This is a genomic window from Pseudarthrobacter sp. MDT1-40-2 (assembly GCF_059383595.1).
The window spans coordinates 924516-951296 of the sequence record NZ_JBWZCL010000001.1 but is presented as its reverse complement, the minus strand read 5'-3'; the positions used below and the strand labels follow the sequence as shown (position 1 = coordinate 951296).

Here is a 26781-nt window from a genome sequence, read left to right as displayed (position 1 = left end):
TCATGGCATGCCTGCTTTTTGCTCGATTCACCGGCATCGATCTGGCTTCCCCTGGCCTTGTCGTGGCAACTGCTGCGGCAGCTGTGTCACAGGTACTGCTGCTGCAGGTCACAGAGGCATATTTCGCTGCCGGGCTATTTCAAGCCGGATCCACGTGGGCGGGATTATCTGCAGTGACCGGACTTGCAGGTGTTTTGGTAGTCGGTCTGTTGCTGCCCACCGCCGGGTCCATGGTTGCCGTACAGGCCGTCGGGACACTTGTTGTCATAGGAATAGCGGTGGTCGGCCGGAGGAAGGCCGCGTTCCTCGCGCTGAATCTAGGCGTGCCACTGCGGGAGGGCGTGCAGCTGCTGGCGCAAGGCTTCCGCAGCATGGGGCTGCCGATTGGGTACGCTCTTATCACCCGGATGGACCGCCTGATTCTGGGCTTTTTCATCCCGCCGTCCCTGATCGCCGTCTATGCACTGGCGGTCACTTTGGCCGAAGGTATACGGCTGGCTCCCACGGCAATTTCGCAACTGGCAACGCATCGCGCAGCAGAGGGCGCCGGATGGCGGTCCTCGGTGCGGTTGCAGTGGACCTCTGTGGCTGCCAGCGCAGCTGTAGCTGTGGTGTTGGTAGTAGCCGTGGCACTGCTGGCTGTGCCTGTATTCGGAGAGGAGTTTGCTCTGGCGCCCACGTTCGTCCTGATAGTGGCCGCGTCAGAGCTCGGATACGCCATGCTCGTGGTGAGTACCAGGGGCATGATTGGGGCAGGGTGGCTGGGGGAAGCTGGATGTGTTGCAGGAATCACTGGTGTTTTCGCGACCATCGCCTACGTGGGCGGATCCTTCCTGTTAGGGGCAGTGGGTTGCTGCTTGGCCCGGGTAGTGGTCATGGTGGTTGGCGGGTTGTGGGCCTCTTATGTTTTGAAAGCTCGGTTCAGTGCTCGGGATGATGCCCCGTTGCTGGCCCCCCGTCACGCCAGGCAGCGGTAAGGCCGCACGTGGAGCAGCAAAGATGAGAAAAGCTGAAGGGAAGGCAACATGACTAAACCGGTGGTGGTAATAGGCGGCGGTGGGTTCGGCCGTGAGGTGCTCGATGTTCTGGACGCGATCAACCGAAGCGCTGAGTCGCCGGCGTACAACGTGCTGGGAGTACTCGATGACGACCCGAACTCTGAAGCCCTCACCAGGCTAGCCGACGCCGGTCAAAGCTATCTCGGAACGTTGTCGGACTGGATTTCAGGACGTCGGCCCGCGGCGTACATCGTGGCGGTGGGGAATCCCGCCACGCGGCAGAAAATCTGTGCACTTCTTGAAACAGTGGCGTGGTTGCAGCCGGAGACAGTCGTTCATCCATCCGCGGTGTTGGGCTCCAGGGTACGGCTTGGGGAGGGAAGCGTCGTTTGTTCCGGCGTGCAGATCTCAACAAACGTCGGCGTTGGTCGTCATGTGCATCTGAACCCGGGCGCCATTATTGGCCATGACGCTACACTCGCAGACTACGTATCCATCAATCCTGGCGCGGTGATATCCGGTAATACTGCAGTCGACCATGCCTGCCTCATAGGGGCTGGAGCAGTTGTCCTCCAAGGGCTGACGGTAGGTCGTGAGACCACCGTAGGGGCGGGTGCGGTGGTGACCCACGACATCGGTGCGAACTTAGTCGTGAAGGGTGTTCCGGCGAGATGACACCCGAGTCCTCCCAATTCCACTTCATCAGCCCGAATCCTCTAGGCTCAAAAACATGAAGGTTCTAGTCACCGGCGGCGCCGGCTATATCGGTTCCCACACCACCCTCTGCCTTCTGGAACAGGGCCACGACGTTGTGGTGCTGGACAACCTTCTAAACTCCAAGCGTGAGTCGCTGGAACGGGTGCAGAAGCTCACTGGACGCACCGTCGACTTCAGGTGCGTGGACCTGCTCGATCCTGCCGCGCTGGAGGGAGTGTTCGCCACAGAGCAGCTTGATGCCGTGATTCACTTTGCGGGCTTGAAGGCTGTAGGAGAGTCGGTGGAGAAGCCACTGATGTACTACCGGAACAACGTGGTGGGAACTCTCAACCTGCTCGACGCCATGGAGGCCGCCGGCGTCCGTACACTGGTGTTCAGCTCCTCAGCAACGGTCTACGGAGCCTCCGAGGAGGTTCCCCTGCACGAGGAGGTATCCCTCGACGCCACGAACCCGTATGGACGCACCAAGGAACAGATCGAGGACATCCTGTCCGATCTTGGAGCCGCCGAGACCGGGTGGAGCATTGCGCTGCTCCGGTACTTCAACCCCGTAGGTGCTCATGAATCCGGTCTCATCGGCGAAGATCCCCGTGGGATTCCCAATAATCTGGTTCCGTTCGTGGCTCAGGTGGCGGTCGGACGCCGCGACAAGGTCAGTGTGTTCGGAAAGGACTACCCGACGCCGGACGGCACCGGAGTACGCGACTACGTCCACGTCGTTGACCTCGCAGCCGGGCACCTCGCTGCCCTGCAGTACCTGAAGAATGTTACTGGAGTCTTCCGGTGGAACCTCGGCACCGGCAGGGGTTCCTCCGTCCTGGAAGTCATCCAGGCGTTCAGTGACGTGGTGGGCCGGCAGATCCCATTCGAGTTCGCTGACAGGCGTCCAGGCGACGCAGCAACCAGCTACGCAGACCCGTCAGCCGCTTTGAAAGACCTCGGCTGGTCCGCTCAGAAGAGCCTCGTTGAGATGTGTCAGGACCACTGGCGCTGGCAAAGCACAAACCCCTTGGGATATGCCTCTCCCGCATCGGCTGGCTAGCACTTTTCCGCTAGTCACGATTCCTCTGCTCGGCGCGAAGGGTTACAGACGTACGCGGTTGGCATTACCGCTGAACGGGTCTGGCTTTCCAAGTCCTGGCTAATGAAGAAGTTGGGGGTGTGCGGCCAGGTAGCCATCAAGGGTTCCGGCTGAGAGCGCGGTCCGGACGTCCAATGTGGCCTGATCATCCCGCAGGACGATGGATTGCCCGTCAGGCGAGACTCCCGTGCCCATGGTGGGTAGCGTAAACATAATCGAGTCGTTGGGCCGGACATCCTTGAGTTCGAACGCCAACCGCGCAAGGGTAGTGGAGTCCAGCTCCTCGTCGACCACCATATAAGGAGCCACTGCGCCGAGCATGTTGCTGACCCTGATCGGATTCAGCGCAGTTGCGGGGGTGGCGGCCTTGCTGAGAACACCCTTCAGGTAGGCCTGCTGGTTGCGGACCCGCTGATAGTCCCCGTCCGGGAAGGCATAGCGCTCCCGGACAAAGGCCAGAGCTTCGGCCCCGTTCAGAGAATTGGTTCCGGTTTTGAAGGCGTGGGCGCCAGGAGCAGAACTTACGAAAGGCACCTCCACTTGAACTTCTACGCCTCCAAGGGCGTCTGTCAGGCCCTTGAAGCTCTCGAAGTCCACCAAGGCGACGTGATCAATCCGCTGTTCAAGGACGGATTCGACGGTCTGGACCATCAGCGGAACTCCGCCCAGGGCCAGTGCGGCGTTGATTTTCGCATCTCCATGTCCCGGAATATCTACCCAGAGATCCCGCATCAGCGAGACGCTGTAGACGTGCTGCCGGTCCGCCGGAATGTGCACAAGAATCAAGGAATCTGCACGCTGATCGCTGGCAGTATCCAGGTTGAAGTCCAACTTTGGGTCTTCCCTGCTGTCACTGCCCATGATGAGAATATTCATGGCCGCGGTGTCGGGGTGAGGACGAAGTTCTTCGGCGGGAAATGCAGCCTTGATTTTTCCGGTCCCGGAATCGAACGTCTGGGCCAGATGGTAGAGGTAGGAGCCTGCCACCAGCGCGGCGGCAAGAACCAGAACACCTGCGCCGATCAGTACTTTCCTGCCCTTGTTCCGGGGTGAACGACGCCGACGCCTCCGACGAGTACGGCGGACGGGTTGTTCCTGGATATCTGGCGTAAGCGTCATTTCATCCTTAGAGCGGTTATCGACGTGAACATTATCACTTCGACTGATCTTTTCCCCTGCGACCATCAGGGCGATACCTGCTACCGCACCAAGGCCATTCATCAAGATATCCAGGAGGCTCGGAAATCTCTCTGCCAAAAAAAACAGTTGCCCCAGTTCGATGCAGGCGGAGGTAAGGAAGCCCAGCGCTGCACCGACCGGCCACCGCTGGCGGCCCGGAAACAAATGCGCCAGCAGGAACCCCAGCGGAATGTAGAGATAGAAGTTGGCCGATGCTTCGAGCAATCCATAGTCGAACCAAGCAGGAAAGCCTGCGCGGTGCAGGAAAGAAAGAACGTCAGCAAGCAGCCCGGCCGCAGGCTTGTCAACAGGAGAAGGCCAAAACCCAATGAGAGCAAGAATCAACAGAAAGGGAAACAGCAGCTGTTTTCCGGGTCCCGGGGACATGGCATTCCCCCTGGACCACAGGTACATGCGCACCCTTCCTGAGGTGACGTAAACGAGAAAGACTAACACGGCCGCCAAGGAAAGAAGTGACGTTGTGACACTTCGTTCGCGCATGTGTCAAGACTTCATACTGAACCAGCAAAGAATTTACTTCACCGCAATTTACACAGGTCATACTATAGACAAGATTCTTTAGTCACTTAGCGGTGGCCCTACTATTTGGATTGATGTTTCGCCGAGTTCCGCTATCGGAGCGCACGGGAACCTAACACCTATCACCGATCTCGCAAATTGCCCTGTCAGAAGGAGAACTATGCCTCGCGCGCTCATCACCGGCATCACAGGCCAGGACGGCCTCTACCTCGCCGAATTGCTGCTTTCCAAGGGCTATGAGGTCTTTGGCCTGGTACGTGGTCAGAACAACCCCAAGATTGAGCTGGTCAACCAGATCGTTCCGCAGGTAAAAATCCTGACCGGAGACCTCCAAGATATGGCGAGCCTGACCCGCGTGCTGGAGATCGCCCAGCCTGATGAGATCTATAACCTCGGTGCTATCTCCTTCGTCGCTTACTCATGGGAAAACGCCTCCATGACCAGCGATGTCACCGGCAAGGGCGTGTTGAACATCCTGGAAGCAACAAGGCTCTACGCCGGCTCGGACATCGACAAGGTCCGTTTTTACCAGGCCTCCTCCTCCGAGATGTACGGCAAGGTTCAGGACGTCCCGCAGCGGGAGTCCACGCTCCTGTGGCCGCGGTCTCCCTATGGAGTTGCCAAGGTCTTCGGCCACTACATGACCATCAACTACCGAGAGTCCTACGGCATGCACGCCTCCAGCGGCATCCTCTTCAACCACGAGTCCCCCCGCCGTGGACCCGAGTTCGTAACCCGCAAGGTCACCCGCGCCGTAGCCCGGATCAAGCTGGGCTTGCAGGATGAACTGGTTCTGGGCAACCTCGATGCCCAGCGTGACTGGGGCTTCGCCGGCGACTACGTGGATGCCATGTGGCGCATGCTGCAGCAGCCCACTGCCGATGACTACGTCATCGCCACCGGCGAGACACACTCCATCAAGGAACTGCTGGACGTCGCCTTCGCAGCCGTCGACATCGATGACTGGAGCAAGTACGTCCGCCAGGATCCGCGCTTCATGCGCCCCGCAGAGGTTGACCTGCTGATCGGTGACCCGTCCAAGGCACGCGAAAAGCTCGGCTGGAATCCCACGGTCTCCTTCCCCGAACTTGTCTCGATGATGGTCGAGCACGACCTCGCCGGGCAGAAGGTTCTTGTCTGAGCCATGCCGCCGATCAACTCCGGCCGCCGGGCCTTCGTTACGGGAATCACAGGACAGGACGGCAGCTACCTGGCTGATCAGTTGTTGAAAGACGGCTGGGAGGTTCATGCCCTGGTCCGCCCGGGGTCGGAGGGATCAGAGGCCGCTGACGGGCGCATCCATGTCCGTCAGGGCGACCTCGCCCAGCCCGCAACACTCGGTGCAGTTATCGCAGACGTTGAACCCGACGTCGTGTTCAACCTCGGCGGTATCAGCTCCGTGGCGCGGTCCTGGAGCGAGCCGGCCATGACTGCGCAGGTTTGTGGAACGGCGGTAGCGGCAATGCTGGACGGAGCGCTCGCTCTTCAGGAGAGCTCCGGCCGGCCCGTCACGTTCATCCAGGCGTCAAGCGCCGAAATCTTCGGTGATCCCGTGGACTCACCCCAGAATGAGCAGACGGCGGTGCGCCCTGTCAATCCCTACGGTGCCGCCAAGGCCTATGCCCATACAATGACCGGGATTTATCGTGCCCGTGGTTTAGCCGCTTCGTCCGCCATTCTGTATAACCATGAATCGCCGCGTCGGCCGTTGAATTTTGTGACCCGGAAAATTACGGCGCAGGTGGCCGCTATCGCCGCCGGTTCAACCGAACGTCTTGGTCTGGGCAACCTGGAAGCGCGTCGTGACTGGGGTTGGGCACCGGATTTTGTAGATGCGATGATCCGCATGGCCAACCAGGACGCGGCAGGCGACTACGTGATAGCGACCGGTCAATCCCATTCGGTTCGTGACTTTGTGGCAGCAGCTTTTGCAGCGGTGGACATCGGGGATTGGGAAAAGCACGTCTTCGTGGATCAACGCTTTGTCCGGCCGGCTGATGCCACCCAGATGTGTGGGGACTACACCAAGGCCCACGATGTCCTCGGGTGGAAACCGACAGTGAAATTCGATGAGATTGTGGCCCGAATGACACGGCACGATGCAGATCTCCTGTCTGCCGACGCGGACAGCGCCACAGAGGAGACCAACCGATGACCGGATACATCGTCCACGAATGGCTTGAACCGCACGGAGGTGCGGAAAAAGTCATGGAGGAGATCGCCCTGGCGTTCCCGGATGCACCAATAAAGTGCCTCTGGGATAACGCTCCCGGGCGCTTCCCGGCAGATCGGATATCCGAGACTTGGCTGGCCCGGACTCCGTTGCGCAAGTCCAAGGCTGCTGCGCTGCCGTTTATGCCGGCCACCTGGCGGTCCCTGGGCTACAGCGACGCCGAGTGGGTGCTGTGCAGCTCGCATCTTTTCGCCCACCACGCGCGTTTTTCAGGGCCTGCCCGGTCTGCACCGAAGTTTGTGTACGCCTACACACCGGCCCGGTACATCTGGACACCGCAAATGGATGCCCGGGGGACGTCCTTTCCCGTCCGGGTGGCATCTGTTCCCCTCAAATCTTTGGACCGCAAACGCGCCGGGGAAGCTACGGCAATTGCCGGGATCAGCAGCTTCGTCAGCCAGCGGATCGCTGAGACCTGGGATCGTGAAAGCACTGTGATCTATCCGCCTGTCAACGTCGGCGATTTCGACACAGAAGAAAGCGGCGGTTTTACTCCGGAAGAAGAAGTCATCCTTGCCGGACTTCCCGAGACTTTCATTCTGGGGGCCTCGCGCTTTATCCCCTACAAACGCCTTGACCTGGTGATCGCAGCTGGCGCAGCAGCCAAGGTCCAGGTGGTCCTGGCGGGGAATGGACCCGAGATGGGCGCGCTCCAGGCACGGGCAGCCCAAAACCCCGGACTGGTAACCTTCGTTGACCGGCCGTCGCACAAGCTCCTTCGTGAGCTTTACCGTCGCGCCCTTGTCTACGTTTTTCCTCCCGTCGAGGACTTCGGGATTATGCCGGTCGAAGCCATGGCAACAGGCACCCCCGTGATCGCAGCGCGGGTGGGCGGCGCCTCAGAGACAGTGGTCGACGGCGTCACGGGTCACCTGCTGGAAGACTTCAGCGGAGCGGAATTCAAGGCGGCCATTGAAGCCGCGGCCGGAATCGATGCCAAAGCATGCCGCGACCGGGCCTGGGACTTCGACAGGCAGGTATTCAGGGAAAATATCACCTCCTGGATCGCTTCAGGTGGCCAGGCCGACGGTGCATCCAGGGGCCGGCAGGAAGAAACTATGAGAGGCAGATCATGAAGCTGGGCAATGTACTGGACCACGCCGGCGTCGTGCTCTACAACTTCGTGGTGACCCATGTGCCTTCACATGCAGCCAGAACCGGATTCCTGCGTCTCTTCGGTGCCGAGATCGGCAAGGATTCGGCAGTGTTTCGGGGAACCACCGTGCTGGGAATCCGCAGCCTGAAGATCGGTGAGGCTTGCGTCATCAGTTTCCGGTGCCTCCTGGATGCCAGAGGGGGCCTGAGCATCGGGAACAACGTTGTGATCGCCAGCGATACCCAATTCATCACAGCGCACCACGAACCCAACTCGGATGATTTCGCTGCGGTGACAACGCCCACCTCGGTGGGGGATCATGTCTGGATTGCCAGCCGCTCCACCATCCTGGGCGGGGTGACATTGGGCAGGGGAGCGATCGTCGGGGCGTGCTCTCTGGTACGGAAGGACGTTGCCCCTATGGATATCGTGGCCGGCGTACCTGCCCAGGTACGTGGCCAACGAAACTCTTCCCTGGACTACCGGCCCAAGTACAAGCCGCTGTTCTTCTAACAGGGCACCCACAACCAACCACAAGCACCATCAAGGAGCACCCTCGTGTTGACCAAGGCCTGGGACCGCATTGGCGTCATTTTCTACAATTTTTTTGCCACCCATGTGCCCTCGCATGCGTTCCGCCTGGCCGCCCTGCGACTGTGGGGCGCGAAGATCGGGGCAGGCAGCAGCGTCTTCCGGGGAACCACTGTGCTGAGTATCCGCAATCTTGTCATCGGCAACAGCGTAGGCATTGGCTTCCGCTGCATGCTGGATGCCCGAGGAGGCCTGACAATCGGCGACAACACCGTGGTGGCCAGTGATGTGCACTTCATTACGGGAACCCACCTGCCGGACTCGGACACCTTCGACTACGTCCTGCTGCCCATCACCGTAGGGGCGTTCTCCTGGATCGCCAGCCGCGCCACCGTGCTGCCGGACGTTACCCTGGGTAAAGGCGTAGTGGTGGGAGCAGGCTCCCTGGTCCGCAAAGATGTACCCGATATGGCCATCGTGGCCGGGATCCCGGCGCAAGTCCGCGGACAGCGTGAATCCGCGCTGACATACGATCCCTCCTACCGGCCCCTGTTCTTCTAAGCGGGACGCCGTGACCGACATCCTTTCGGGCTACCGCCTTATCCATCTTGCTCCGCATTCGGGAACCAGCGGCGTAGGCGACTACGCAGATGATTTCGTCGCTGCCGTCTCGCCGCACTTTGCCCAGGTGCGCGAGTACCGGCATGGAGGTCCTGGTGATGACACCCTGCGTGACATCATCCGCCACCGCCGGAACCTCCGAAGGCTTATCGACGAAGAGCCTGACGTGCCTACCATCGTGCACTCCGAACAAAGTGGAGGCGCAGTTACTCCGTTCTGGGCCACACTGGGGCTGCGCGGGGTCGTAGTGACTGCTACTGTCCATGATCCGCCGTACGCCGTCTGGTGGCCGTTCAGGACCCGCCTTGCTGCACGCTCGCGCGTCCTGAACCACGGCATCCACCTGCCGCTCAGCCGCCTGACGCCCCGGCTGGAGGCCTGGGCGAACACTTCCAGGACACTGTTCACCTTGAGTTCGCTCGGTGCCCGGAAGTTGCGTGAGGTCATGCGGCGGTCGACAGTTGTGCCCGCCGCCCTGATCGTGCCGTCGCGCCCGGCTTTGGATCCAGTGGCCCGGCGGCCGCTCGCCGTAGGACTTTTCGGCTACGTGTATCGCGGCAAGGGTTTTGACGGTCTCCAGGCCCTGCGCGAAGCGCTCGACGACGAAATCATCATCAGGGTGGCAGGCAGGGGCACCGAGAAGCTCGAGGCGATGCCCGGCGTCGAGATTCTGGGTGAGGTCAATGGCCCTGAAGAAGACGCCTTCTTCAACTCGATCCGTATGCTGATGGTCCCCTACGGCGGGCGGCTGTCCTACGGCCGCGAGGCCTTCCCGGCGGCAAGCACGGTGACCCGGTCCATCGCGTACGGCACGCCTGTCCTCGCACGGGCCTATGGCTCGTTGCGGGAGTTGGATGCCGACGGCGGAGCGGTCGTGGTGGACGGGGGCACATATGAACTGTGCCAGGTGGCCAACACTGTACTGCGGGACGCGGACCGGCTGACTGTTTTGGAGGCCGGAACCGGGGTGCTGAAGGACAAGTGGTCAGCGGAAAGCGTGACCCGGATGTTCCTGGCCGGTTGGGTCGGCGCCATCGGCTCCGCGGATCAGCATGGCGGCAGGATCCACGGATCCGGAAGTATGGCATCCAGCCGTCCGGTTGCAGGACTCAGCCGGGGGGCGAAGGAATGATCCGAAGGGTGCTGGGTGCCAACCTGCTGAAAGCCGGTTCGGCTTCCGCCTGGATCGTTATGGGCAGGTCCCTGGGTCTTGCCTGGACCACGGCGCTCATCGTGCATGTGGGAATTGCGGATTATGGACTGTACGCCATGGCCTTTTCCTTCGCCGCGATCATCGCGGCACCGCTGGATAATCCCTTTCTGGTCCGTTCCCTCCGGGGCAGCGATGCCGAGCATAATACCGAGCGGACTGCGCGGGCCCTCCTTGGCACTTTCCTGGTTGTTGCCGGCTGCCTCCTCTACACCCACGTCTTTGCCCTCGGCTTCGGTTTGATTGTTGCCGGTGGCGAGATTGCCTTCAACGCCGTTAAGAGCCAGTCTCTTCGTAGCGGGCATCCGAACATCGTGATGCGTTGGGACGTTTACCGGCAGGGGGCTGCCGTTGCCGCGGGAGCTTTGGCCATGTGGCTGATACCGGGGCAATCAATTGAGGCCGTTTGCCTTGCCTACCTGGTTCCGTATGCTCCCGTCGTGGTGGTATCCCTTCTGACCGTTCGGGGATACCGGCCGGCGTGGCCCGGGAAACTCAAGGAGTGGTCCTTACTGTGGACCGACGCCCTGATCGTTGCGCTTCACATCCAGGGCGATATCCTCCTGCTTGGCCTGCTGACCAACAACACCGTGGTGGGGTACTACTCGGTTGCGTCCATCGTGGTTCTCGCCGTTGCGTCGTTTGCGCAGATGCACGCCCACACTTACCACGGGGCCCTCAGAACGGCCGGAGGACACCCGTCAGCCGGTCCCGGCGGACGCACCATCGGCATCATTGCGGGTCTTTTCGGTTCTTCGGTGCTGGCCGCGGGCCTGGTTCTTTCGGCCACCGGCCTGGCCCCTGAGGTCGCCACCACGCTGATGATCCTGGGGGCGTTCACAGCGCTCCGGTGCGTCGTAATGGTGATGACAACCATCATGTACGTCCAGGGCCGGGATCGGGCACGCGTACTGGGCGGCGGCGTGGCGGTCATCATTAAGCTGGTTCTCATTGCCGTCCTGGCTCCACTCGGTGCGGCCGGTGCGGCAATTGCAGCAGGCGTTGCTGAAGCGGTCCTCGCCGTTTGGTATGTCCGTGCTGTCCATAAAAACCCCGAACTCTTGAGTCCCATGACAACAACTCCTGAATCAGTGAAGGAACACGTCCCGTGAAGAAGGCAACATTTCTCCTCTCCAAGGATCCGACCACAACACACGGCGGCGACCTCACCCTGTCCCGCCTGCTGATGGACCTTGCGCGCGAGTCCGCCTCCGTGGACGTACTTTGCCTGTCCTACGATGAGTCATCCACTGCCCCCGGGATACAGCGTGTTCAGAAGCCCGAGGTGAGCCTGGCTAAAATTGCGGCGCGGAGCATCCGGGACAGGAAGAGCCTGGTACATACCCGGTTCAACGTGGATGCCTATGTTGACGCCCTGAACGGCATCAACTCCGACATTTTCATTGCCGACCATTCGTACATGGCCGAACCCTACCTGCGGTCAAGGCACCATCGATCGGACGCCAAGCTGCTGGTCAATACGGTCATATCGGAGTCGCTGGTGTGGACGGCCACCCGAGGACTGATCGGTAAGCTGGATGCCCGCCGTATCTGGCGCGATGAACTCCGGGTAGGGATGGCAGCACATGCCATAGGTACCTACGATGAGGATGAAGCCCGGACCTACCTGAAACACGGAGCGCAGCGCGTGCATTGGCTGGACGTCACCCTGCCGCCGGCTGAAAAAATCAACGTCGCTGCCACCGGGCCTCGCCTCGTCTTCCTCGGTGACCGTACCTGGCCGCCGAACCAGGAAGCATTCAAGCTTCTGCTTCAGTGGTGGCCGGACATCGCCCGCGGCATCCCCGGCGCCGAACTGTTGGTCGTTGGCAAGCGGTCCGAGGAAAAACTACAGGTGGAACTGCCGGCGGGGATGACGGATGTCGGGTTCGCCGACGACCTTGTGGCCACGCTGGGCTCCTGCAGGGCACTCGTGGCTCCCATCCTGACCGGTGGGGGAGTACGCGTGAAGATTCTGGACTCGGTGAGCCGCGGGTTGCCGTTGGTTGGAACGGGCCCGGCGGTCGGTTCCCTCGCCCCCGTCTTCCAGCTCCCCACCTTCGACACGAAGGAAGGATTTGTGGAGCGCTGCCGCGAGTTCCTCCTGGACGCTTCGGCAGCTGCCGCCGAAGGTGACCGGATGTACGAACTCAATGCAGCCCGGTGGAATTCAGGAGCCCCCCAATCAACTGTGCAAAGGTGGCTGAACGCTTGAACAAAGCCATGCTTGCGGCCGCTGGACTCCTGACGCTTCTGGCGGGGTTCCTGGTGTCCGACCCCTTCACCGGTGCGAGGATGATGGCCCTGGCATTGGTGGTTCTGCCCTGGGGCATCTATGTCGCCGCAACCAGGCCCATGGTTGTCTTCGGGACCACGGCCCTGGTTCTGGCCTTTCTGCCCTTCGGTGTGCTCCCTGGTACGTCGATCCCCCTGGTGCTGATGCTTGGAGCCGGAACCTGTGTTGCGGCGCTCTTGCGCCCGGGCAAAACGGGTCAGGGAGGCGTGCTGGGCTGGGCGATACTGGTGCTCATCATCCTCAGCACCATCTCTGTGATAGTCACTTACACCAGCAGCTACGACATGATCGAGTATGCCAAGTGGCTGGTTGCCAGTACCGCCGGGCTGTCTCTGCTGCGACTCAGCGGGCGGGAGCGCCGGCAGTTCGGCCGGCTCTTCGTATACGGATCCATAGCATCGGCAGTATTGGGCATTTTCGGGGTCATCTTTGACCAAAGCGGGCGGTACCTGGCGTTCCTGGCACCCTTCGGATATCTTTCAGGCGCAGAGTCACTCCGCTTTGTTTTCGGTGCCACTGAGCAGTCAGTCAGGCTCACGGGTACTTACATCGATCCGAACGCGGCCGGCCTGTTCCTCTTCGTTGCGCTGTTCCTGTCTGTTGCTTTGCTCCGTGGCCCGTTGCTGGTCCTGGCGTTCCTGACCCTGCTGCCTGCCCTGGCGCTTACCTTGAGCCGGGCGGCAATCTTCTCGGCGGTGGTGGCCCTCTTGCTGTTCCTGGCGATGCAGAACATGCGTCTGGGAGGCCGTATGAAGACGGTGGGCCTGGGCGCCGCAGCCGGTGCCGCCCTTTTTGCCGTCCCCGAAGTCCAAAGCAGGATCTTTGAATCCTTTGGCAGCTCCGATGCCGGCTCCACAGCCCGTGCGGCGGCCCTACGAGACTTTCCCCGCCACCTGGAGGGTCATTGGTTTTTTGGCTTGGGGTGGGGGCGTATTGAGTTCAGGGACGGTGAAGCGGCATTCCTGACCAACTACGTAGCGAATGCGCCCCTACTGACCGTGTACAGGGGTGGAATTCTCACCGGCCTTGCGTTCTGCGCGGTCCTGTTGATCGGTGTGGTCTTGGCTTTCAGGACCATGCGGTCCAAGGACCTGGGACCGGGGCTGGTGGGCGCCGGTTTCTGCGGGTTGGTGTTTGTAGCGCTGCAACTGGATTTCCCTGTTGTCACTATTCCTCCTGTCGCCATGGTCTTTTCAATGTTCATGGCTTTTCTTGTTCCCTTCCATGAGCCTGCAGCACCACCCGTTGAGGCGCCGGACCATAAGAAAACCTCAAGCACACGGCAGGCCCCGAAGGTGATGACCGTATGAGCGCCCGTCACAGGAAGAGTTCCGCCCCCGGAGGGTCCCGCCTGGCCGGCCTGGAAGGCACCAGGGGCCTGCTGGCCCTAGGGGTGCTGCTCGCCCATTCCGGAGCGTTGTTGACTCCACAGACTCTGGCGGCTACGAGGCTGGGACTCCTGGCGCAGGCTATCGTGTTTTTCTTCGTGCTTTCCGGGTTCTTCATTTACATGCCCTTCGTCAGCCGACTCCTCACCGGCGTCGGTATGCCGCGGCTTACCGATTACTTCAGCAACCGGGCACTGCGTATATTTCCCGCCTACCTCACTGCCTTCCTGGTGGCCAACTTTGTTTTCAAAGCATTGTTCGTGGAGAACGCGTCAGCGGCTTCCGTACCGCGTACCGATGATGGCACCGGATCCCTGACGGATCCCGCCACCGTATTGCTGCACCTTTCTTTGCTCCAAAACTACTTTCCCGGGTATCTGCAGACCGGCTTGAATCCTGCCTGGACGCTCACCGTGGAACTTGCCTTCTACGTGGCGCTTCCAACAGTGATGCTGGTGGCCTTTATCCTCCGCGACCGGACCAGGATTTCCGCCCGGGTGCTGGCGTTCGCAGTGCCGCTGTCCTTCGCTGCCCTGGGCATGTTGTCGAGGCTTGCAGCCGGACGCTGGTCGGAGAGCAGGGGTCTGGATCCGCTGGCAGCTGAGTGGGGAGCAAACTGGACAGCGGTGCTGTCGCGGAGCTTCCTGGTTTGGGCGGACAACTTTGGCCTCGGCATGCTCGCTGCTACCATCTTCGTCCTCGCTAAACACCAGGGACGTCAGGGTGGTGCGACGCCTAAATACAGTATCGCGGCGCTGAGACGGTGGTCCCTGCTCGTCTTCGTTGTGTCTGCAGCGGCTTCAGCAGCGGCCTTCGTCCTGCAGTCCAGATACCTCGCCACGGCTCTGGCACTGGCCTCAGCTGCAGTCATCCTGGTTCTGGTTCTCCCGGCGCTGGAAAACCGCACTTCCCGCCTTGCGCGGATGATCGACGCGAGGCCGCTGCATTACCTCGGCACCATCTCACTGGGTATCTATTTGTGGCATTACCCTGTTTTGCTTCTGTTCGTTCGCACAGGGTTCTTCGCAGCTGATGACCCGGGGGGAATGGCCTTCAACCTCCTCTGCGTGGCTGTACCAACCATTGCTCTGGCCGCAGCCACTTACCATTTTGTGGAGAAGCCGGCACTGCGGCTGCGCCGACAAAAAGGGCAGGCAGTCCAGCCCACTGAGAATCCGCCAGAAAAAGTTGGTGCCGTCCACTGAACAGCTGGCTATGTGGAACAGTAATACCCCTCCGCTGGCTACCGCGTGCGTGCCCGTAACGATTAAGGCCTCGGCCGGCGGTGCCCATCAAGCGCAAGTGATGGCCCAGCGCGGCTTGATTGCAGCAGCAGGTCCGCCATGGCGGGGCCTTTTCTACTGGAAAAGGTGGCGGCGGTGACAGTTAGCCGGCGGACGGTATCTTCCAGGGGCGACAGAGTCGAGTTCTTAAAACCAGTAATCAGACATTAAATTCTCGTGAAGTTAACTTGTGTTAATGAAACGACGGTTCATTCACGTGAAGTTTTGAAGGGTTTGTTGACAAGACCACTCCCGCGGTGTCATCAGTCATGTATCCGTTATTGCTGCCAGCAGCGGGGGAGTCAAGCTCTAAAAGACGGAAGTGCCTTTTCATGCCTTGCTGCACGGAGCTCTCCGGCGCTGTTGGCCGCATCTGATTGCCGGGCAACTTGCCGGGTGTCGCTGTTGGGCGCATCAGCGCTTTCGTAGGTGTAGTACGAGTACGAGTACGCATCAGCGCCCTTAGTGGGAAGCTTGTTGAGAACCGCACCCAAGACATTCGCCCCGACCAATTCCAGGGATTCAAGAGATTTAGCCAAGTCCGCCTGCCGGGTTGATTGGCAACTGACCACCAAGATGACTCCGCCTACGTGCTGTGACAGCACGGCGGCATCCGTCACGGGCAGCAACGGGGGCGCATCGATGATGACGGCGTCGAACGCGTCCTCAAGCCGGCGAATCAACCGCAACATGGCATCAGAGCCGAGGAGTTCGCTGGGGTTGGGCGGTACCTGCCCGGAAGTCAGGACGTACAACTGGTCCTCACCCCAAGGCTGCAGCAGGTCGTGAACGTCCACATCGCCCAAGAGAGCAGTGGTCAGACCCGCATTGCGGTCCAGTCCGAGGTACTCGCTGACGGTGGGACGCCGGAGATCGGCATCAATCAGAGCTACGCGCTGGCCAGCCTGGGAGAGGGCGATCGCGATATTGGTGGCTGTGGTACTTTTCCCCTCGCTCGGCAGGGAGGAAGTGACGATGACCGCGCCGGACTTTTTGCTGATGTTGGCGAACTGCATGTTGGTACGAAGCTGGCGGAATGATTCAGCCCTATGGCTCTGAGGAGCAACCTGAGTGATAAGCGGCTTCCTGCCAGCGTCTTTGTCGAAGGTTATGCCGCCAAGAATCGGGGTGTCAGTAACTTTGCGGAGATCCGCCTCGCCACGGACTTTGTTGTCCAGTGCTGTTCTAAGAATCGCTGCACCCAGGCCCAGGGCAAGCCCGATCAGGAAACCGACCAGAATATTCAAACGCGCATTTGGGGAGGAAGGCGACTGAGGGACGGCTGCCGGGGTGACAATCGACAATTTCACCGGAGAGGCGGCCTCGTCCTCAGACTTTTCGAGATTTTCGACGGTCGTTGCCAAGCTGCTGGCGACAGCCTGAGCGATGGCTGCTGCCTGGGAGGCTGAGGGATCGCTTACCGCGATGGCGATCAGTACGGTGCTGCTCTCGGCACTTGCACTGACTTTGCCTGCTAACTCCTGCGGGGTGAGGTCCAAGCCAAGTTCTTCGATGACCGGGCTCAGGACGGCAGGAGTAATTGCGGTTTTGACGTAGGACTGCACCCGAGCCTGGCTGAAGGTGTTGCCTTGCTGGAGCTCGGTGATGGATCCGGAATTCTGGATGGCTACGAACAGCTGGGTCTCAGCGGTGTAGATAGGCCGTGTGAGCACGGAGGATGTCGCCGCACCCAATACGCCCAGGAGTGTGAAGCACACGATGACAATCCAGTTTCGCCGGAGAATCCGGATATAGTCACGCAGTTCCAAAGATTGGCCTTCCTAATTTCCCCTGGGATACCGCATAAAACGGCCTTTTGCCATAGTCTACGGCGTTGTTCTCCCACCAACTAAATGTTGCTGAGCGCGTTGGGGCCGGTCGCGGAAGGAGGTGGTTTCGGTCATTGCAGAGGGTGTTCGGGAGCCGAGTTACGAAGCGTCGCCCGGCTCGTATCTGGGTATCAGTAGGCACCGGAACCACCGAGGACGGCACGGACCGTCCGAAGGATGATGACAAAATCACCGGCGAGTGACCAATTTTCCACGTAATACAGGTCAAGCCGGACGGAATCCTGCCAGGAAAGGTCGGACCTGCCGCTGACCTGCCATAGGCCGGTCAGCCCGGGCTTAACCAACAGGCGCCGGCGGACACTTTGTTCGTAAGCCGCCACTTCCCGGGGGAGCGGGGGCCTTGGCCCCACTACGCTCATGGAACCGGCCAGGATGTTAAACAGTTGGGGGAGCTCGTCCATGCTGTACTTTCTCAGCACTCTTCCTACACGGGTCACCCGCGGGTCGTCCTTTATCTTGAACAGGACGCCGCTGCCTTCGTTTTTCTCCGCAAGGCCGGCCTTGACCGCTTCGGCGTCGGCGACCATGGAGCGGAACTTCAGCATGTGAAAGGCCTCTCCTTCCTTGCCGATGCGTTCCTGCCGGAACAGCACGGGTCCCCGGCTGTCTAACTTGACCATGAGAGCTATCACAAGCATTAGCGGGGTGGTAGCCATGATCAGAAGCAGTGAGAAGGTGATGTCGAACAACCTCTTGGCAATGCGTTGTCCGCCTTCAAGGGAAGGAGTGGTGACGTGAATCAGGGGCAGCCCTGCTACCGGCTGCATGTGGATGCGGGGACCGGCGATGTCTGTGAGAGCCGGTGCCATGATGAGACCGATGTTCCGGGCTGCCAGTTCCCAACCGAGCTGGCGCAGGGTTCGTGGATTCAAGTGAACGCCCGCCGAGACAGCCACAGTGTCCGCCCGGGAATCCTTAATTGCTTCCAGGATGGCCGGCATCGACGGATCCGTACCAAGCACGGGAAGTTTGAGGCCGTAGGCAGCGCCGGCATCCTCTTTAGCGCCAGGCATGTATGCAGCAACAGGCAGATATCCGGCCTCTTTTGCCCCCTCGAGGCCTTCCGCCAGGTGGGAAACGGCGCCTGGGCCACCTACCAGGAGCAACCGGGACATGCTGTGCCCGTTCTGACGATGCAGGGTCAACAACTTGCGGCAGATCCACCGGGCGGTGATGAGTCCGATGAGTCCCGTGGGAAAGGCGATGCCGACAAAACCCCGGGCAGTATCCACCCGGAAGACGTAGGAAAGAACGGCGATGAGGCCGAACAGCCACAAGGTGGCGGCGGCAACCCTTTTATACTCGTCAGGGCCGGAGCCGAGGAGCCTGCTCTGCCTGCTGTTCCAGGCACCAAGCAGGAGCCACCAGGCTACGGCGAGCGCCGCTGACAGCCAAAGGTACAACTGGTCCTGACGACTGTTCAGTGCGCCCTGTTCGTCCAGACCAAAACGAAGTATGTAGGCGCCTGATAAGGCCCAAGCGATGACAAATGCGTCAGTAATACTAAGGGTACGCAAAGTACGCGTGCGCCAGTCCAGCGATTTCCCCAAGGGTTCCCTCATCAAGGTTTTCTCTGTTAAAGCTGCCAATGTGTGTTCCCCCTCGGAAATGCTACAGCCACTTCTGTGGCTGATCGGCCCCACGTCGCTCCGTCTGCTTCAGATGTCGAACTTGCTGTTGACAGGCCACTGCCCTGGAGCAGATCAGCGGGAAATTCCCCCAGCGCAACGCGTACCGACGCTGTTCCTGTTCGCTTGGGAGACCACTGTTCAAAAGGGGGTCTTCAGGCCGCGGTCGGGGTTACGTCCCGGTAAAACTTAAAGTCCGAGGGTGGGTGGTTCTCCATGTACGGAGCGCCACCCACCCTCTTGGCAGTTTAGTGAAAGCGGTTAGGCATCCGTCGCGGTTTTGGAGCCACGACGGGCAACCAGGACAGACGTGGCACCGACAGCAAGTGCGCCTGCACCAACGAGTGACCAGAGGATGATGCCCGAATCGGCGCCCGTTTCTGCGAGCTCGGTGGTAGCCGTCCCGGGGTTGGCCACTCCGGGTACGGTCGGAGCCACAGCCTTGACCACGGTTGAGTAAGATCCGCCAGTGCCGGAGACAGACAGGGTGTACTCGCCCGGTTCGTCAATGGTTACCGGAACGGAATAGTTACCGTTTCCGTCGGCCTGGGCGCTCAGCGTCTGATTGGACAAAGGAGCTGCGATCCTGACAGGAACGGCCGCTGCGCGGCCGCCGGCCATTCCACTGCCGCTGGCTTGCGGAGCGCTGTTCAGGGTCACTGTGACCGTAAGCGCCACCCCGGGAGCGAAGCAGCCGCCGGACGTTTCGCCGGAAAGATTGAAGGGAACGCCCACCGTAACCGTGCCCGAAAGGACTACCGCGCATACATCGGGGGTGCCTGGGTACTGAGGTAGTGACGCAACTGCCGGAACTGTACCGGCAAGGCCAATACATCCTGCTAGAGCAACTGCTGCTAGAGATTTTTTCAAGAGTCCCCCTGAGACCGTGTTTTTGGGTGATGTAGTTTTGTGGAGAATTCGCCGCCCCAAATCCCAAGGCGGAATCTGTGCTGAGTGCTCAGTCAGAGATTAGCAGGGTTGACAGTCTTGTCAAAAGTCAACTTGGCCTCTGTGACGTTAATTTCATGTTAACTATTCAGCCTTACTACATTCCGCGCTTTGCGGAGCAATGATTACGTCAGCCGCAGGTTGAACAGTAGGTGTCGAATTGAGAGTTGACACTGAGTGCCGGGGAATATTTACAAAAGTGAATTCAACAGTGCTGCTTTGCCCCGGGGCCAATCTGGTGGTCACAGTCCCTACTGGGCGGTCCTTGTGCCGATGCGCTGAGAACGCCTTAGGAGCACCATCCGCGAATGCCGACCCGACGTCGGACAGGGCAGGACCATAGACGGTTACGTTGGTCTGGACATGACCGGCAGGAGTTCCGAATACACCGTCGCCGGTTACGTACGGAGGCAATGACACGGACGCATCAGCGGGAGCGTGGTTAGTACTGGTGACCCGCACCACTATCTCTTTATTACCTTCGGTTCCACACTGCTCAATAAGTTGAGCGCTTCGCTTGACGTAGTAATCCATTTTTGCGCCCGTACCGTCATTAAAGTAGACGCCGAACTGTGCAGTGTCGCTGCTCGGTCCGGAGATAGTCCCGCTTAACGGATATCGTTCGATGATTGACTGTTCGTCTGAGTGGCCAGACCACAAAAGTAGCCGGCGTTCAGCTGCGCCCAGGCGCAGCGCAGCAACCAACTTATCAGCGTCGACGTTTCCTGACGTGACACCGTGGAAAACGGCTTGGGCGGCTGAAGCGAAGTACTCATCCTGCAGGGCAGGATCCTGGACGTGCGCGTAAACGCTTGACAAGAGGGTGTCCACGACATTGCTGGCAGACAATTCCCGGGGCAAAGCTCCCGTGCTGAAAGCGACGGACTCTGTCTCCGGGACGGCTATAGGCCCTGTGGCGTCCAACAAATACGACAGGGCAACGGGATCCACCGACAGGACGCCGTCGAGTCTTTTGCCAAACTTTTGTTCCCACATGCCCAGTGCAGTTTGGGCTGCAGACGGAAAATCAGGGGTCATGTTGACGTCCTGCATGAGGCTGCCCATGCTTGATGAGTAAATCAGCTCCTGCGCCGGTTCAAGCGGAATCTGAGGGGACATCTTGCCGATTGCAACTGCGCTGGTTTGTTCCTGCAGGGTCATCCTGCCTCCGTCAACGGCAAGAACAGCCAGAGCTCCGGGAATTCCTCCCGTAGCGCGCGTCTCTGCGTTGTTTTGAATCATGAGCAGGTAGTTGCGGGGAGCCCCATCCCCCAACATGGCCGGAATAACCTGGGCGGCATTGGCCGCGACGTCCAGATTTTCACGTGCTGCGGACAACTGGCCTTGTACCTCCACGAGCGGTTTGGAGATCTGAGGCAGCAGAGGGGCAGTATCTATGGCGGCCAGCCGGTCGGAGGATTGGCGGACGGCGTCGGCGGCAGTAGATACTGCCGGGCCTGCCGCAGCAAGCCGTGCGACGTCTATGCCGCCGTCGTCCAGCAAGAGTGTGGACCAGTTGATTGATTGCGAAACACCTACAAGAGGTTCTATCCCCGATCGGGCTACATCATCGGCTACTAGCGCGACCTCGCTGGCCGCCGCGAAATTGGCGCCCGCCCAGGGTATGGCACCTGCAAGTCTCCACAAGGGATCAGTACCTGCAGCACGTCCCTCCTCGGTCTGGGACTTCAGGTTGTCAACCAAGAGGTTCGCCGCGGCTGCATCATTGTCAAGCAACGCCACTTTCAGCTGCGGCACCAGCTGAGACGCTGCCTGCAAACTGCTGTTCAATTTGTGGGCCTGGAACACCAGCCAGCCAGCACATCCGATCAGGGTGACTGCAGTTAGAAGGAGAACCAAGAACCAGCGCAGACGCCTTCTCTTATTGGTGCGTCTGGTGTGCCGGCTGCGGGAAGCTGCTGCGTGGATACTTTGAGCTTCATTTTTCATGTGGCGAGGCATCCCAGTCCGTGATGGGACCGAACCTCTGCGTCCCGACTTCCGGGGCCCGACAATCTGGAATGGACAAAGACGGCTGAGATTCGCATTCTTGATTCCTTCTCCGGAATGCCCGGTTGTGGTAACGCTGCATGATGAATCAAGTCACTCGTACTGCTCGTTACAGCACGGACTGTTTGGGGTCGAAACGAACTAATCTTGCCACGACGCAGCTGCTGCTACTCACCTGGCATCACGGAGCGGCCGTAATAAAGCTAAAGCCAAGGATTTACCGCACTTCAACATCTTCAAACACCAGGAACGTCTGCGTATCCACAACCCCCGGCATGGACTGGAGCTGGTCAAAAATGACTCGCCTTAGGTCGATGTTGTCTATGGCGCGTACTAAGAGGATGACGTCGAAGTCACCGCCTACCAGCGCGACGTGATGCACCTCGGGCACCTGCCGCAGCTGCTCCCGGAGTTCCCGCCAGGAGTGCTGCTGCACCTTCAACGTCACATAGGCAGATGACCGCAGGCCCGCCTTGATCGGGTCCACTACCGCCGTGAAGCGGGTGATCACTCCGTCGCCTGTCAGCCGGGCAATGCGTGAATAGGCATGTGCGCGGGAAATGTGGACGTTCTCGGCCAGCTGCGTAACCGACATCCTGCCGTCCTTCTTCAGCTCGGAAATAATTGCGCGGTCCACAGTGTCAAGGGGTGCCGAAGAAGTCTCCAGCGCGGTGTCGTTCATTCGTCCACATCTCCTGCCAGTAACCTGCGTCACTTTTGCGATTTGTCTTTCAGATTAGGCTCTTTTCTGCAGCTCTTCCACGATTTCCGCAAAGGCTGGATACGAAAATGCTCCCAGGGCCATACTGAAAGCAACTAGTGGCTTAAGGAAGGTGGACCAATGACGGTCTCCGCACACGAGGTAGTCCAGAAGTTCGGGATCTCCGTTGAGGACTATATGCTCCCGGCCCGCCATCCCATTCAAATGGTGGACCAGGACGGCCGGCTCAATCCGAAGGAACGGCAGGGCACAGAGCCCGGCCATGAATATGCCCTCCCGGATGACGCCGAATTGCTGGCGGCCTACGAGCGGCTTGTCATCGGCCGTCGGGTCAATGACCAGAACTCCTCCCTGGTGCGCCAGGGCCGAATGGCCGTCTATCCCTCCAGCCACGGCCAGGAGGCGTGCCAGGTTGCCGCAGCACTCTGCCTCAACGAGCGGGATTGGATGTTCCCCACGTACCGCGACTCGGTAGCCGTCATGACCAAGGGCGTTGACCCTGTCCAGGTCATGACCATTTTTCGTGGCGACTGGCATGGCGGTTACGACCCCACCCAACACAAGGTGGCACCACAGTGCACTCCGCTGACCACCCAACTCCTTCACGCAGTCGGCGTGGCCCACGCAGCCAAGCTCAAAGGCGAGGACACGGTGGTGTTGGCAATGTGCGGTGACGGCGCTACCAGTGAGGGCGACTTTCATGAGGCCCTGAACTTCGCCGCGGTCTTCCACCTGCCCGTCGTCTTTTTTGTCCAGAACAACCAGTACGCCATCTCGGTGCCGCTGGCCCATCAGTCCGTGGCGCCGTCGTTGGCCCACAAAGCCGTTGGTTACGGCATGGCCGGAGAACGTGTCGATGGGAACGACGTGGTGGCCCTGCTTGCCGTCCTGGACCGCGCAGTAACTCTGGCGCGGGAAGGATCCGGACCGCTCCTGGTGGAAGCCCACACCTACCGGATGCAGGCTCACACCAACGCCGACGACGCCACTCGCTACCGGCGGGACAGTGAGGTCGCGCAGTGGCTGGCCAAGGACCCCGTTGCCCGCATGCAAACGTACCTGCGCGAACGCGGCCTTCTCGATGACGAGGCGGAAGAGGCAATCGCCGCGAAGGCCGAAGACGTTGCCCGCGAGCTCAGGGACGGGTTGAGCGAGGAAGTATCGGTCGATCCGCAGAACCTGTTCCGGTACGTGTTTGAGAACCCCACACAGCAGCTTCGGGAGCAGTCGGACCTGCTCGCTGATGAACTGGTGCGGGACGCCGCAGCCAAGGAGGACGCACGATGAGCACCACTATCACCACCTCTTCCGAGGCCAACGGCAACGTCAGCGCCGCCACTGCGCGCGCCGCAGCCAAGGCAGCTGCCACCACAGAGGCAAAGCAGCCGCAGGCAACTATGGCAAAGGCGCTCAACACCGCCCTCATGGATGCCATGGCGGCCGATCCCACGGTGCTGGTATTCGGCGAAGACGTTGGCAAACTGGGTGGCGTCTTCCGCATCACCGATGGCCTCAACGCAGCGTATGGGGAGCAGCGCTGCTTTGATACGCCGCTGGCGGAGTCCGGGATTGTCGGCATGGCTGTGGGCATGGCAATGAACGGAATGCGCCCTGTTGTCGAGATGCAGTTTGATGCCTTCGCCTACCCTGCCTTTGAGCAGATCTTCAGCCACGTCGCCAAGATGCACAACCGTACCCGCGGCGCCGTCAAGCTGCCCATGGTCATCAGGGTCCCCTACGGTGGCGGCATTGGCGGCGTGGAGCACCACTGCGATTCCTCCGAGGCATACTATGCCCACACCGCCGGCCTGAAGGTGTTCACTCCCGCCACGGTTGCTGACGCTTACCGGATGCTGCGCGAAGCCATTGATTCCCCTGACCCTGTTGTGTTCATGGAGCCTAAGAAACTGTACTGGTCCAAGGAACCCGTGGACCTGGACCTGCTGCGTTCGCAGTATGAGGCAGACAAGGCGGCAGGGCGCTCCAGCGAAGGGACGGCGGTTGTGGTTCGGGCTGGAACCGATGCCACGCTGATCGCCTACGGACCCTCGGTGCCTACGGCACTGGCCGCGGCGGCAGCGGCCGCCGCCGAAGGCAGGTCGCTTGAGGTGGTGGACGTCCGGACCATCGTCCCCTTCGACGACGAGACCGTGGCCGCCTCCGTCCGCAAGACCGGCCGGGCCGTAGTCATTGCCGAGGCGAACGGCTTCGCGTCCGTGGCATCCGAAATTGTGGCCCGGGTACAGGAACGCAGCTTCCACTACCTGGCGGCCCCCATCCGGCGGGTCACAGGCTTTGACGTGCCCTACCCTGCACCCAAACTCGAGCACTATTACCTGCCCGGCGTCGATCGCATTCTCGACGCCGTTGACGATCTCCAGTGGGAAGACTGACCATGAGCACCGAAACAGGCACTGCAAACACCAAAATCTTCTTCCTCCCGGACCTTGGCGAGGGGCTCACCGAAGCCGAGCTGGTCAACTGGCTGGTGGCAGTCGGGGACGAGATCAGAGTGGACCAGCCCATCGCCGAAGTGGAGACTGCCAAGTCCATGGTTGAGGTGCCGTCACCGTATGCCGGGACCGTGGAGGTGCTGCACGGAGAACCGGGGGAGATGCTCGACGTCGGCAAACCACTGATTACCGTCCGTGCCCCCGGAGCCGCACCGGCTGCCGAAAGCCCTACTGAACACGTAGCGGAACAGGCGGCTGAAGCCTACCGGGAAGAGGAGAAGGCGGGCTCAGGCAACGTCTTGATCGGTTACGGAACGTCCGGGGAAAGTGCCTCCGGCCGGACCCGTGTGCGGAAAACAGCACTGCAGGAAAGCTCAATCCAAGAGGACCTCACACTGCTGCGCACCAGCGTCCCAGGCAAGATCGGCGCGGTGATTTCGCCGCTGGTTCGACGGATGGCGCGCGAGAACGGAGTCGATCTTGGCGCTCTTCACGGCTCCGGAGAGAGCGGGCTCATCAGGCGCCGCGACGTTGAGGCCGCCATCGGCGGAACAGGCACCGATGAGAAGCAGCTATTGCAGGAAGGCAACGTTGCCAGTGCTGCCGATGCCCGTACAGGCTTGGGCGTTGTGTCCCGGACGCCGTTCAGCGGGGTGCGGAAGGCTGTGGCCGCCAACATGTCCCGCAGCCGTTCCGAAATTCCCGAAGCCACAGTCTGGGTGGACGTGGACGCTACGGCCCTGGTAGAGCTGCGCCACTCCCTGAAAAAGTCCACCGGCGAGGCGCCTGGTCTATTGGCGTTCATTGCCCGTTTTGTCACCGCAGGCCTGAAGAAGTATCCGGAGCTGAACACCCGGGTTGAAACTACTGCTGACGGCGGGCAGGAGATCGTGGCCTTCGACGGCGTAAACCTCGGCTTCGCGGCGCAGACCGACCGCGGGCTGATGGTGCCTTCGATCCGCTCCGCGGAGAAGTTGACCGCCAAGGAACTGGACGCGGAGATCCGGCGGCTGACCGGCGTCGTGCGCGATGGGAAAGCAACGCCCGCGGAGCTGGGCAGGGGCACCTTCACGCTCAACAACTACGGCGTGTTCGGCGTCGACGGTTCAGCGGCCATTATCAATCACCCGGAAGTGGCGATCCTGGGAGTTGGCCGGATTATTGACCGTCCCTGGGTGGTGGAAGGAGAATTGGCCGTTCGCAAAGTGACTGAGCTGACGCTCGCCTTTGACCACCGGGTGTGTGACGGTGCTACGGCCGGAGGGTTCCTGCGGTTCATTGCGGACGCCATCGAGACTCCGGGATCAGTTCTAGTGGACGTTTAGAGCGCGGTCGTCCGAGGGGGGGGCTCGCTGTCGTCACGCAAAAAAACGGGCACCTCACGATATCCGCGAGGTGCCCGTTCTTTTGGCTTACGAGCTGACTAAAGCAGCGGGAGGATAACCACGCCCACGGTGGTTGAAGCCTGATCGTTGGCGGGGTTCTCATCCCCGGAAGCCAGCGATGCCACGATAGTCTGGGAGCCTTCCAAGAGACCAACCGGCGAAGCGACAAGTCCAAGGTTGAAGACGATGGACTCACCCGGAGTCAGATTCGGGAGAGTGATCGTAGCCGAAGACGGTCCCAAATCGATGTCTACCAGTGCGTTATCCGAAGCCACCGTCAAAGTCGACCCCAGGAACGTCGGGTAGGTAAGGGTCAGAACTTCTCCACCAGTGGAAGGCAATGCACCTACATTGGTTACGGTAAGGGTGTTAGCCAGCGTTACGTTGGCGTTGAGAAGGCCGAGAAGACGGACTTCGATGACCCTGGTGCCGCCGAATGCAACAGCCAAGTCCCTGGTCTTGTGGCCGGGGTTGTGGGATGCGCTGGCTGCCGGTGCTGCGATGGCTGCTGCGATAACCGGAACGGACCAAGCGGCACCCTTGACGACGCTGCGGCGGTTGAAGCCGGTCGAGGCCGGGCTCTGGATTTCGTTTTCTGACATGTAATGCCCCC

Annotated in this window: 23 protein-coding genes and 1 pseudogene; 16 read left to right on the top strand and 8 right to left on the bottom strand. The window is 60.5% G+C overall.

Going from position 1 to position 26781, the window contains the following annotated elements; all coding sequences use genetic code 11:
- Nucleotides 1–173 precede the first annotated feature (173 nt).
- Genes AC50X5_RS04460 through galE form a run of 3 tightly spaced genes read left to right on the top strand, consistent with a single transcriptional unit; the run spans nt 174 to nt 2757 of the window.
- Nucleotides 174–977, top strand: coding sequence for a polysaccharide biosynthesis protein (locus AC50X5_RS04460; protein ID WP_494974880.1), 804 nt, complete (start codon nt 174–176; stop codon nt 975–977).
- A gap of 48 nt (nt 978–1025) precedes the next feature.
- Nucleotides 1026–1673, top strand: coding sequence for a NeuD/PglB/VioB family sugar acetyltransferase (locus AC50X5_RS04455; RefSeq protein WP_494974879.1), 648 nt, complete (start codon nt 1026–1028; stop codon nt 1671–1673).
- A gap of 55 nt (nt 1674–1728) precedes the next feature.
- Nucleotides 1729–2757 carry a UDP-glucose 4-epimerase GalE gene (galE, locus tag AC50X5_RS04450; protein WP_494974878.1) on the top strand — a complete coding sequence of 343 codons (1029 nt, stop codon included), beginning with the start codon at nt 1729–1731 and terminating at the stop codon, nt 2755–2757.
- A gap of 99 nt (nt 2758–2856) precedes the next feature.
- Here the strand turns inward: galE and AC50X5_RS04445 are convergent, their stop codons facing one another.
- Both AC50X5_RS04445 and AC50X5_RS04440 read right to left on the bottom strand, forming a co-directional pair.
- Nucleotides 2857–3915: an LCP family protein gene (locus AC50X5_RS04445; protein WP_494975226.1), complete on the bottom strand. Its 1059-nt coding sequence runs from the start codon at nt 3913–3915 to the stop codon at nt 2857–2859.
- A 123-nt stretch (nt 3916–4038) separates the two neighbouring features.
- Nucleotides 4039–4362: pseudogene (locus AC50X5_RS04440) on the bottom strand (VanZ family protein); the annotation flags it as partial.
- A 313-nt stretch (nt 4363–4675) separates the two neighbouring features.
- Here AC50X5_RS04440 and AC50X5_RS04435 point away from each other — a divergent pair.
- The 10 genes from AC50X5_RS04435 to AC50X5_RS04390 are packed head-to-tail and all read left to right on the top strand — an operon-like array spanning nt 4676 to nt 15095.
- A complete protein-coding gene (locus AC50X5_RS04435) occupies nt 4676–5656 on the top strand; it encodes a GDP-mannose 4,6-dehydratase (protein WP_494974877.1) in 981 nt (326 codons plus the stop codon).
- A 3-nt stretch (nt 5657–5659) separates the two neighbouring features.
- A complete protein-coding gene (locus AC50X5_RS04430) occupies nt 5660–6670 on the top strand; it encodes a GDP-mannose 4,6-dehydratase (protein WP_494974876.1) in 1011 nt (336 codons plus the stop codon).
- Nucleotides 6667–7824: a glycosyltransferase gene (locus tag AC50X5_RS04425; protein ID WP_494974875.1), complete on the top strand. Its 1158-nt coding sequence runs from the start codon at nt 6667–6669 to the stop codon at nt 7822–7824. Before AC50X5_RS04430 ends, AC50X5_RS04425 begins: the two co-directional genes overlap by 4 nt.
- On the top strand, nt 7821–8357 hold the full coding sequence (locus AC50X5_RS04420) for an acyltransferase (protein WP_494974874.1): 537 nt from the start codon (nt 7821–7823) through the stop codon (nt 8355–8357). The genes AC50X5_RS04425 and AC50X5_RS04420 overlap by 4 nt, the downstream gene beginning before the upstream one ends.
- 45 nt (nt 8358–8402) lie before the next feature.
- Complete coding sequence (locus tag AC50X5_RS04415; protein WP_494974873.1) at nt 8403–8936, top strand: acyltransferase; 534 nt, start codon at nt 8403–8405, stop codon at nt 8934–8936.
- A gap of 10 nt (nt 8937–8946) precedes the next feature.
- Nucleotides 8947–10128, top strand: a complete 1182-nt coding sequence (locus tag AC50X5_RS04410; protein WP_494974872.1) for a glycosyltransferase family protein — start codon at nt 8947–8949, stop codon at nt 10126–10128.
- Entirely contained in the window at nt 10125–11318 is a 1194-nt protein-coding gene (locus AC50X5_RS04405) for a hypothetical protein (protein WP_494974871.1), read from the top strand. Before AC50X5_RS04410 ends, AC50X5_RS04405 begins: the two co-directional genes overlap by 4 nt.
- On the top strand, nt 11315–12421 hold the full coding sequence (locus AC50X5_RS04400) for a glycosyltransferase (RefSeq protein WP_494974870.1): 1107 nt from the start codon (nt 11315–11317) through the stop codon (nt 12419–12421). The genes AC50X5_RS04405 and AC50X5_RS04400 overlap by 4 nt, the downstream gene beginning before the upstream one ends.
- Nucleotides 12406–13812 carry a hypothetical protein gene (locus AC50X5_RS04395; RefSeq protein ID WP_494974869.1) on the top strand — a complete coding sequence of 469 codons (1407 nt, stop codon included), beginning with the start codon at nt 12406–12408 and terminating at the stop codon, nt 13810–13812. The genes AC50X5_RS04400 and AC50X5_RS04395 overlap by 16 nt, the downstream gene beginning before the upstream one ends.
- Nucleotides 13809–15095 (top strand): acyltransferase family protein, encoded by a 1287-nt coding sequence (locus AC50X5_RS04390; RefSeq protein ID WP_494974868.1) that lies wholly within the window; start codon nt 13809–13811, stop codon nt 15093–15095. Before AC50X5_RS04395 ends, AC50X5_RS04390 begins: the two co-directional genes overlap by 4 nt.
- Before the next feature lie 380 nt (nt 15096–15475).
- On the opposite strand, the gene AC50X5_RS04385 is transcribed toward AC50X5_RS04390, so the two are convergent.
- From AC50X5_RS04385 to AC50X5_RS04365, 5 genes are all read right to left on the bottom strand, one after another.
- Nucleotides 15476–16942, bottom strand: coding sequence for a tyrosine-protein kinase domain-containing protein (locus AC50X5_RS04385; RefSeq protein WP_494974867.1), 1467 nt, complete (start codon nt 16940–16942; stop codon nt 15476–15478).
- A gap of 191 nt (nt 16943–17133) precedes the next feature.
- The gene (locus tag AC50X5_RS04380; protein WP_494974866.1) at nt 17134–18585 is read right to left on the bottom strand and encodes a sugar transferase; all 1452 of its coding nucleotides are present in this window, start codon (nt 18583–18585) and stop codon (nt 17134–17136) included.
- A gap of 327 nt (nt 18586–18912) precedes the next feature.
- Nucleotides 18913–19386 carry an LPXTG cell wall anchor domain-containing protein gene (locus tag AC50X5_RS04375; protein WP_494974865.1) on the bottom strand — a complete coding sequence of 158 codons (474 nt, stop codon included), beginning with the start codon at nt 19384–19386 and terminating at the stop codon, nt 18913–18915.
- A 297-nt stretch (nt 19387–19683) separates the two neighbouring features.
- The gene (locus AC50X5_RS04370; RefSeq protein WP_494974864.1) at nt 19684–21390 is read right to left on the bottom strand and encodes a DUF4012 domain-containing protein; all 1707 of its coding nucleotides are present in this window, start codon (nt 21388–21390) and stop codon (nt 19684–19686) included.
- 436 nt (nt 21391–21826) lie between these two features.
- On the bottom strand, nt 21827–22291 hold the full coding sequence (locus AC50X5_RS04365; protein WP_493984184.1) for an Lrp/AsnC family transcriptional regulator: 465 nt from the start codon (nt 22289–22291) through the stop codon (nt 21827–21829).
- A gap of 159 nt (nt 22292–22450) precedes the next feature.
- On the opposite strand from AC50X5_RS04365, the gene pdhA reads away from it, so the two are divergent.
- Genes pdhA through AC50X5_RS04350 form a run of 3 tightly spaced genes read left to right on the top strand, consistent with a single transcriptional unit; the run spans nt 22451 to nt 26108 of the window.
- On the top strand, nt 22451–23617 hold the full coding sequence (pdhA, locus tag AC50X5_RS04360) for a pyruvate dehydrogenase (acetyl-transferring) E1 component subunit alpha (protein WP_494974863.1): 1167 nt from the start codon (nt 22451–22453) through the stop codon (nt 23615–23617).
- A complete protein-coding gene (locus AC50X5_RS04355; protein ID WP_494974862.1) occupies nt 23614–24723 on the top strand; it encodes an alpha-ketoacid dehydrogenase subunit beta in 1110 nt (369 codons plus the stop codon). Before pdhA ends, AC50X5_RS04355 begins: the two co-directional genes overlap by 4 nt.
- Nucleotides 24724–24725: 2 nt before the next feature.
- The gene (locus AC50X5_RS04350; protein ID WP_494974861.1) at nt 24726–26108 is read left to right on the top strand and encodes a dihydrolipoamide acetyltransferase family protein; all 1383 of its coding nucleotides are present in this window, start codon (nt 24726–24728) and stop codon (nt 26106–26108) included.
- A gap of 98 nt (nt 26109–26206) precedes the next feature.
- On the opposite strand, the gene AC50X5_RS04345 is transcribed toward AC50X5_RS04350, so the two are convergent.
- Entirely contained in the window at nt 26207–26770 is a 564-nt protein-coding gene (locus tag AC50X5_RS04345) for a hypothetical protein (RefSeq protein WP_494974860.1), read from the bottom strand.
- Between the last annotated feature and the right edge of the window lie 11 nt (nt 26771–26781).

Bases quoted from the DNA above. Each gene is read 5' to 3' on its own strand.
- AC50X5_RS04425 (WP_494974875.1), top strand. From the start codon at position 6,667: ATGACCGGATACATCGTCCACGAATGGCTTGAACCGCACGGAGGTGCG.
- AC50X5_RS04420 (WP_494974874.1), top strand. From the start codon at position 7,821: ATGAAGCTGGGCAATGTACTGGACCACGCCGGCGTCGTGCTCTACAAC.
- pdhA (WP_494974863.1), top strand. From the start codon at position 22,451: ATGACGGTCTCCGCACACGAGGTAGTCCAGAAGTTCGGGATCTCCGTT.
- AC50X5_RS04445 (WP_494975226.1), bottom strand. From the start codon at position 3,915: ATGACGCTTACGCCAGATATCCAGGAACAACCCGTCCGCCGTACTCGT.
- AC50X5_RS04390 (WP_494974868.1), top strand. From the start codon at position 13,809: ATGAGCGCCCGTCACAGGAAGAGTTCCGCCCCCGGAGGGTCCCGCCTG.
- AC50X5_RS04380 (WP_494974866.1), bottom strand. From the start codon at position 18,585: ATGAGGGAACCCTTGGGGAAATCGCTGGACTGGCGCACGCGTACTTTG.
- AC50X5_RS04365 (WP_493984184.1), bottom strand. From the start codon at position 22,291: ATGAACGACACCGCGCTGGAGACTTCTTCGGCACCCCTTGACACTGTG.
- AC50X5_RS04405 (WP_494974871.1), top strand. From the start codon at position 10,125: ATGATCCGAAGGGTGCTGGGTGCCAACCTGCTGAAAGCCGGTTCGGCT.
- AC50X5_RS04430 (WP_494974876.1), top strand. From the start codon at position 5,660: ATGCCGCCGATCAACTCCGGCCGCCGGGCCTTCGTTACGGGAATCACA.
- AC50X5_RS04350 (WP_494974861.1), top strand. From the start codon at position 24,726: ATGAGCACCGAAACAGGCACTGCAAACACCAAAATCTTCTTCCTCCCG.
- galE (WP_494974878.1), top strand. From the start codon at position 1,729: ATGAAGGTTCTAGTCACCGGCGGCGCCGGCTATATCGGTTCCCACACC.
- AC50X5_RS04345 (WP_494974860.1), bottom strand. From the start codon at position 26,770: ATGTCAGAAAACGAAATCCAGAGCCCGGCCTCGACCGGCTTCAACCGC.
- AC50X5_RS04435 (WP_494974877.1), top strand. From the start codon at position 4,676: ATGCCTCGCGCGCTCATCACCGGCATCACAGGCCAGGACGGCCTCTAC.
- AC50X5_RS04455 (WP_494974879.1), top strand. From the start codon at position 1,026: ATGACTAAACCGGTGGTGGTAATAGGCGGCGGTGGGTTCGGCCGTGAG.
- AC50X5_RS04355 (WP_494974862.1), top strand. From the start codon at position 23,614: ATGAGCACCACTATCACCACCTCTTCCGAGGCCAACGGCAACGTCAGC.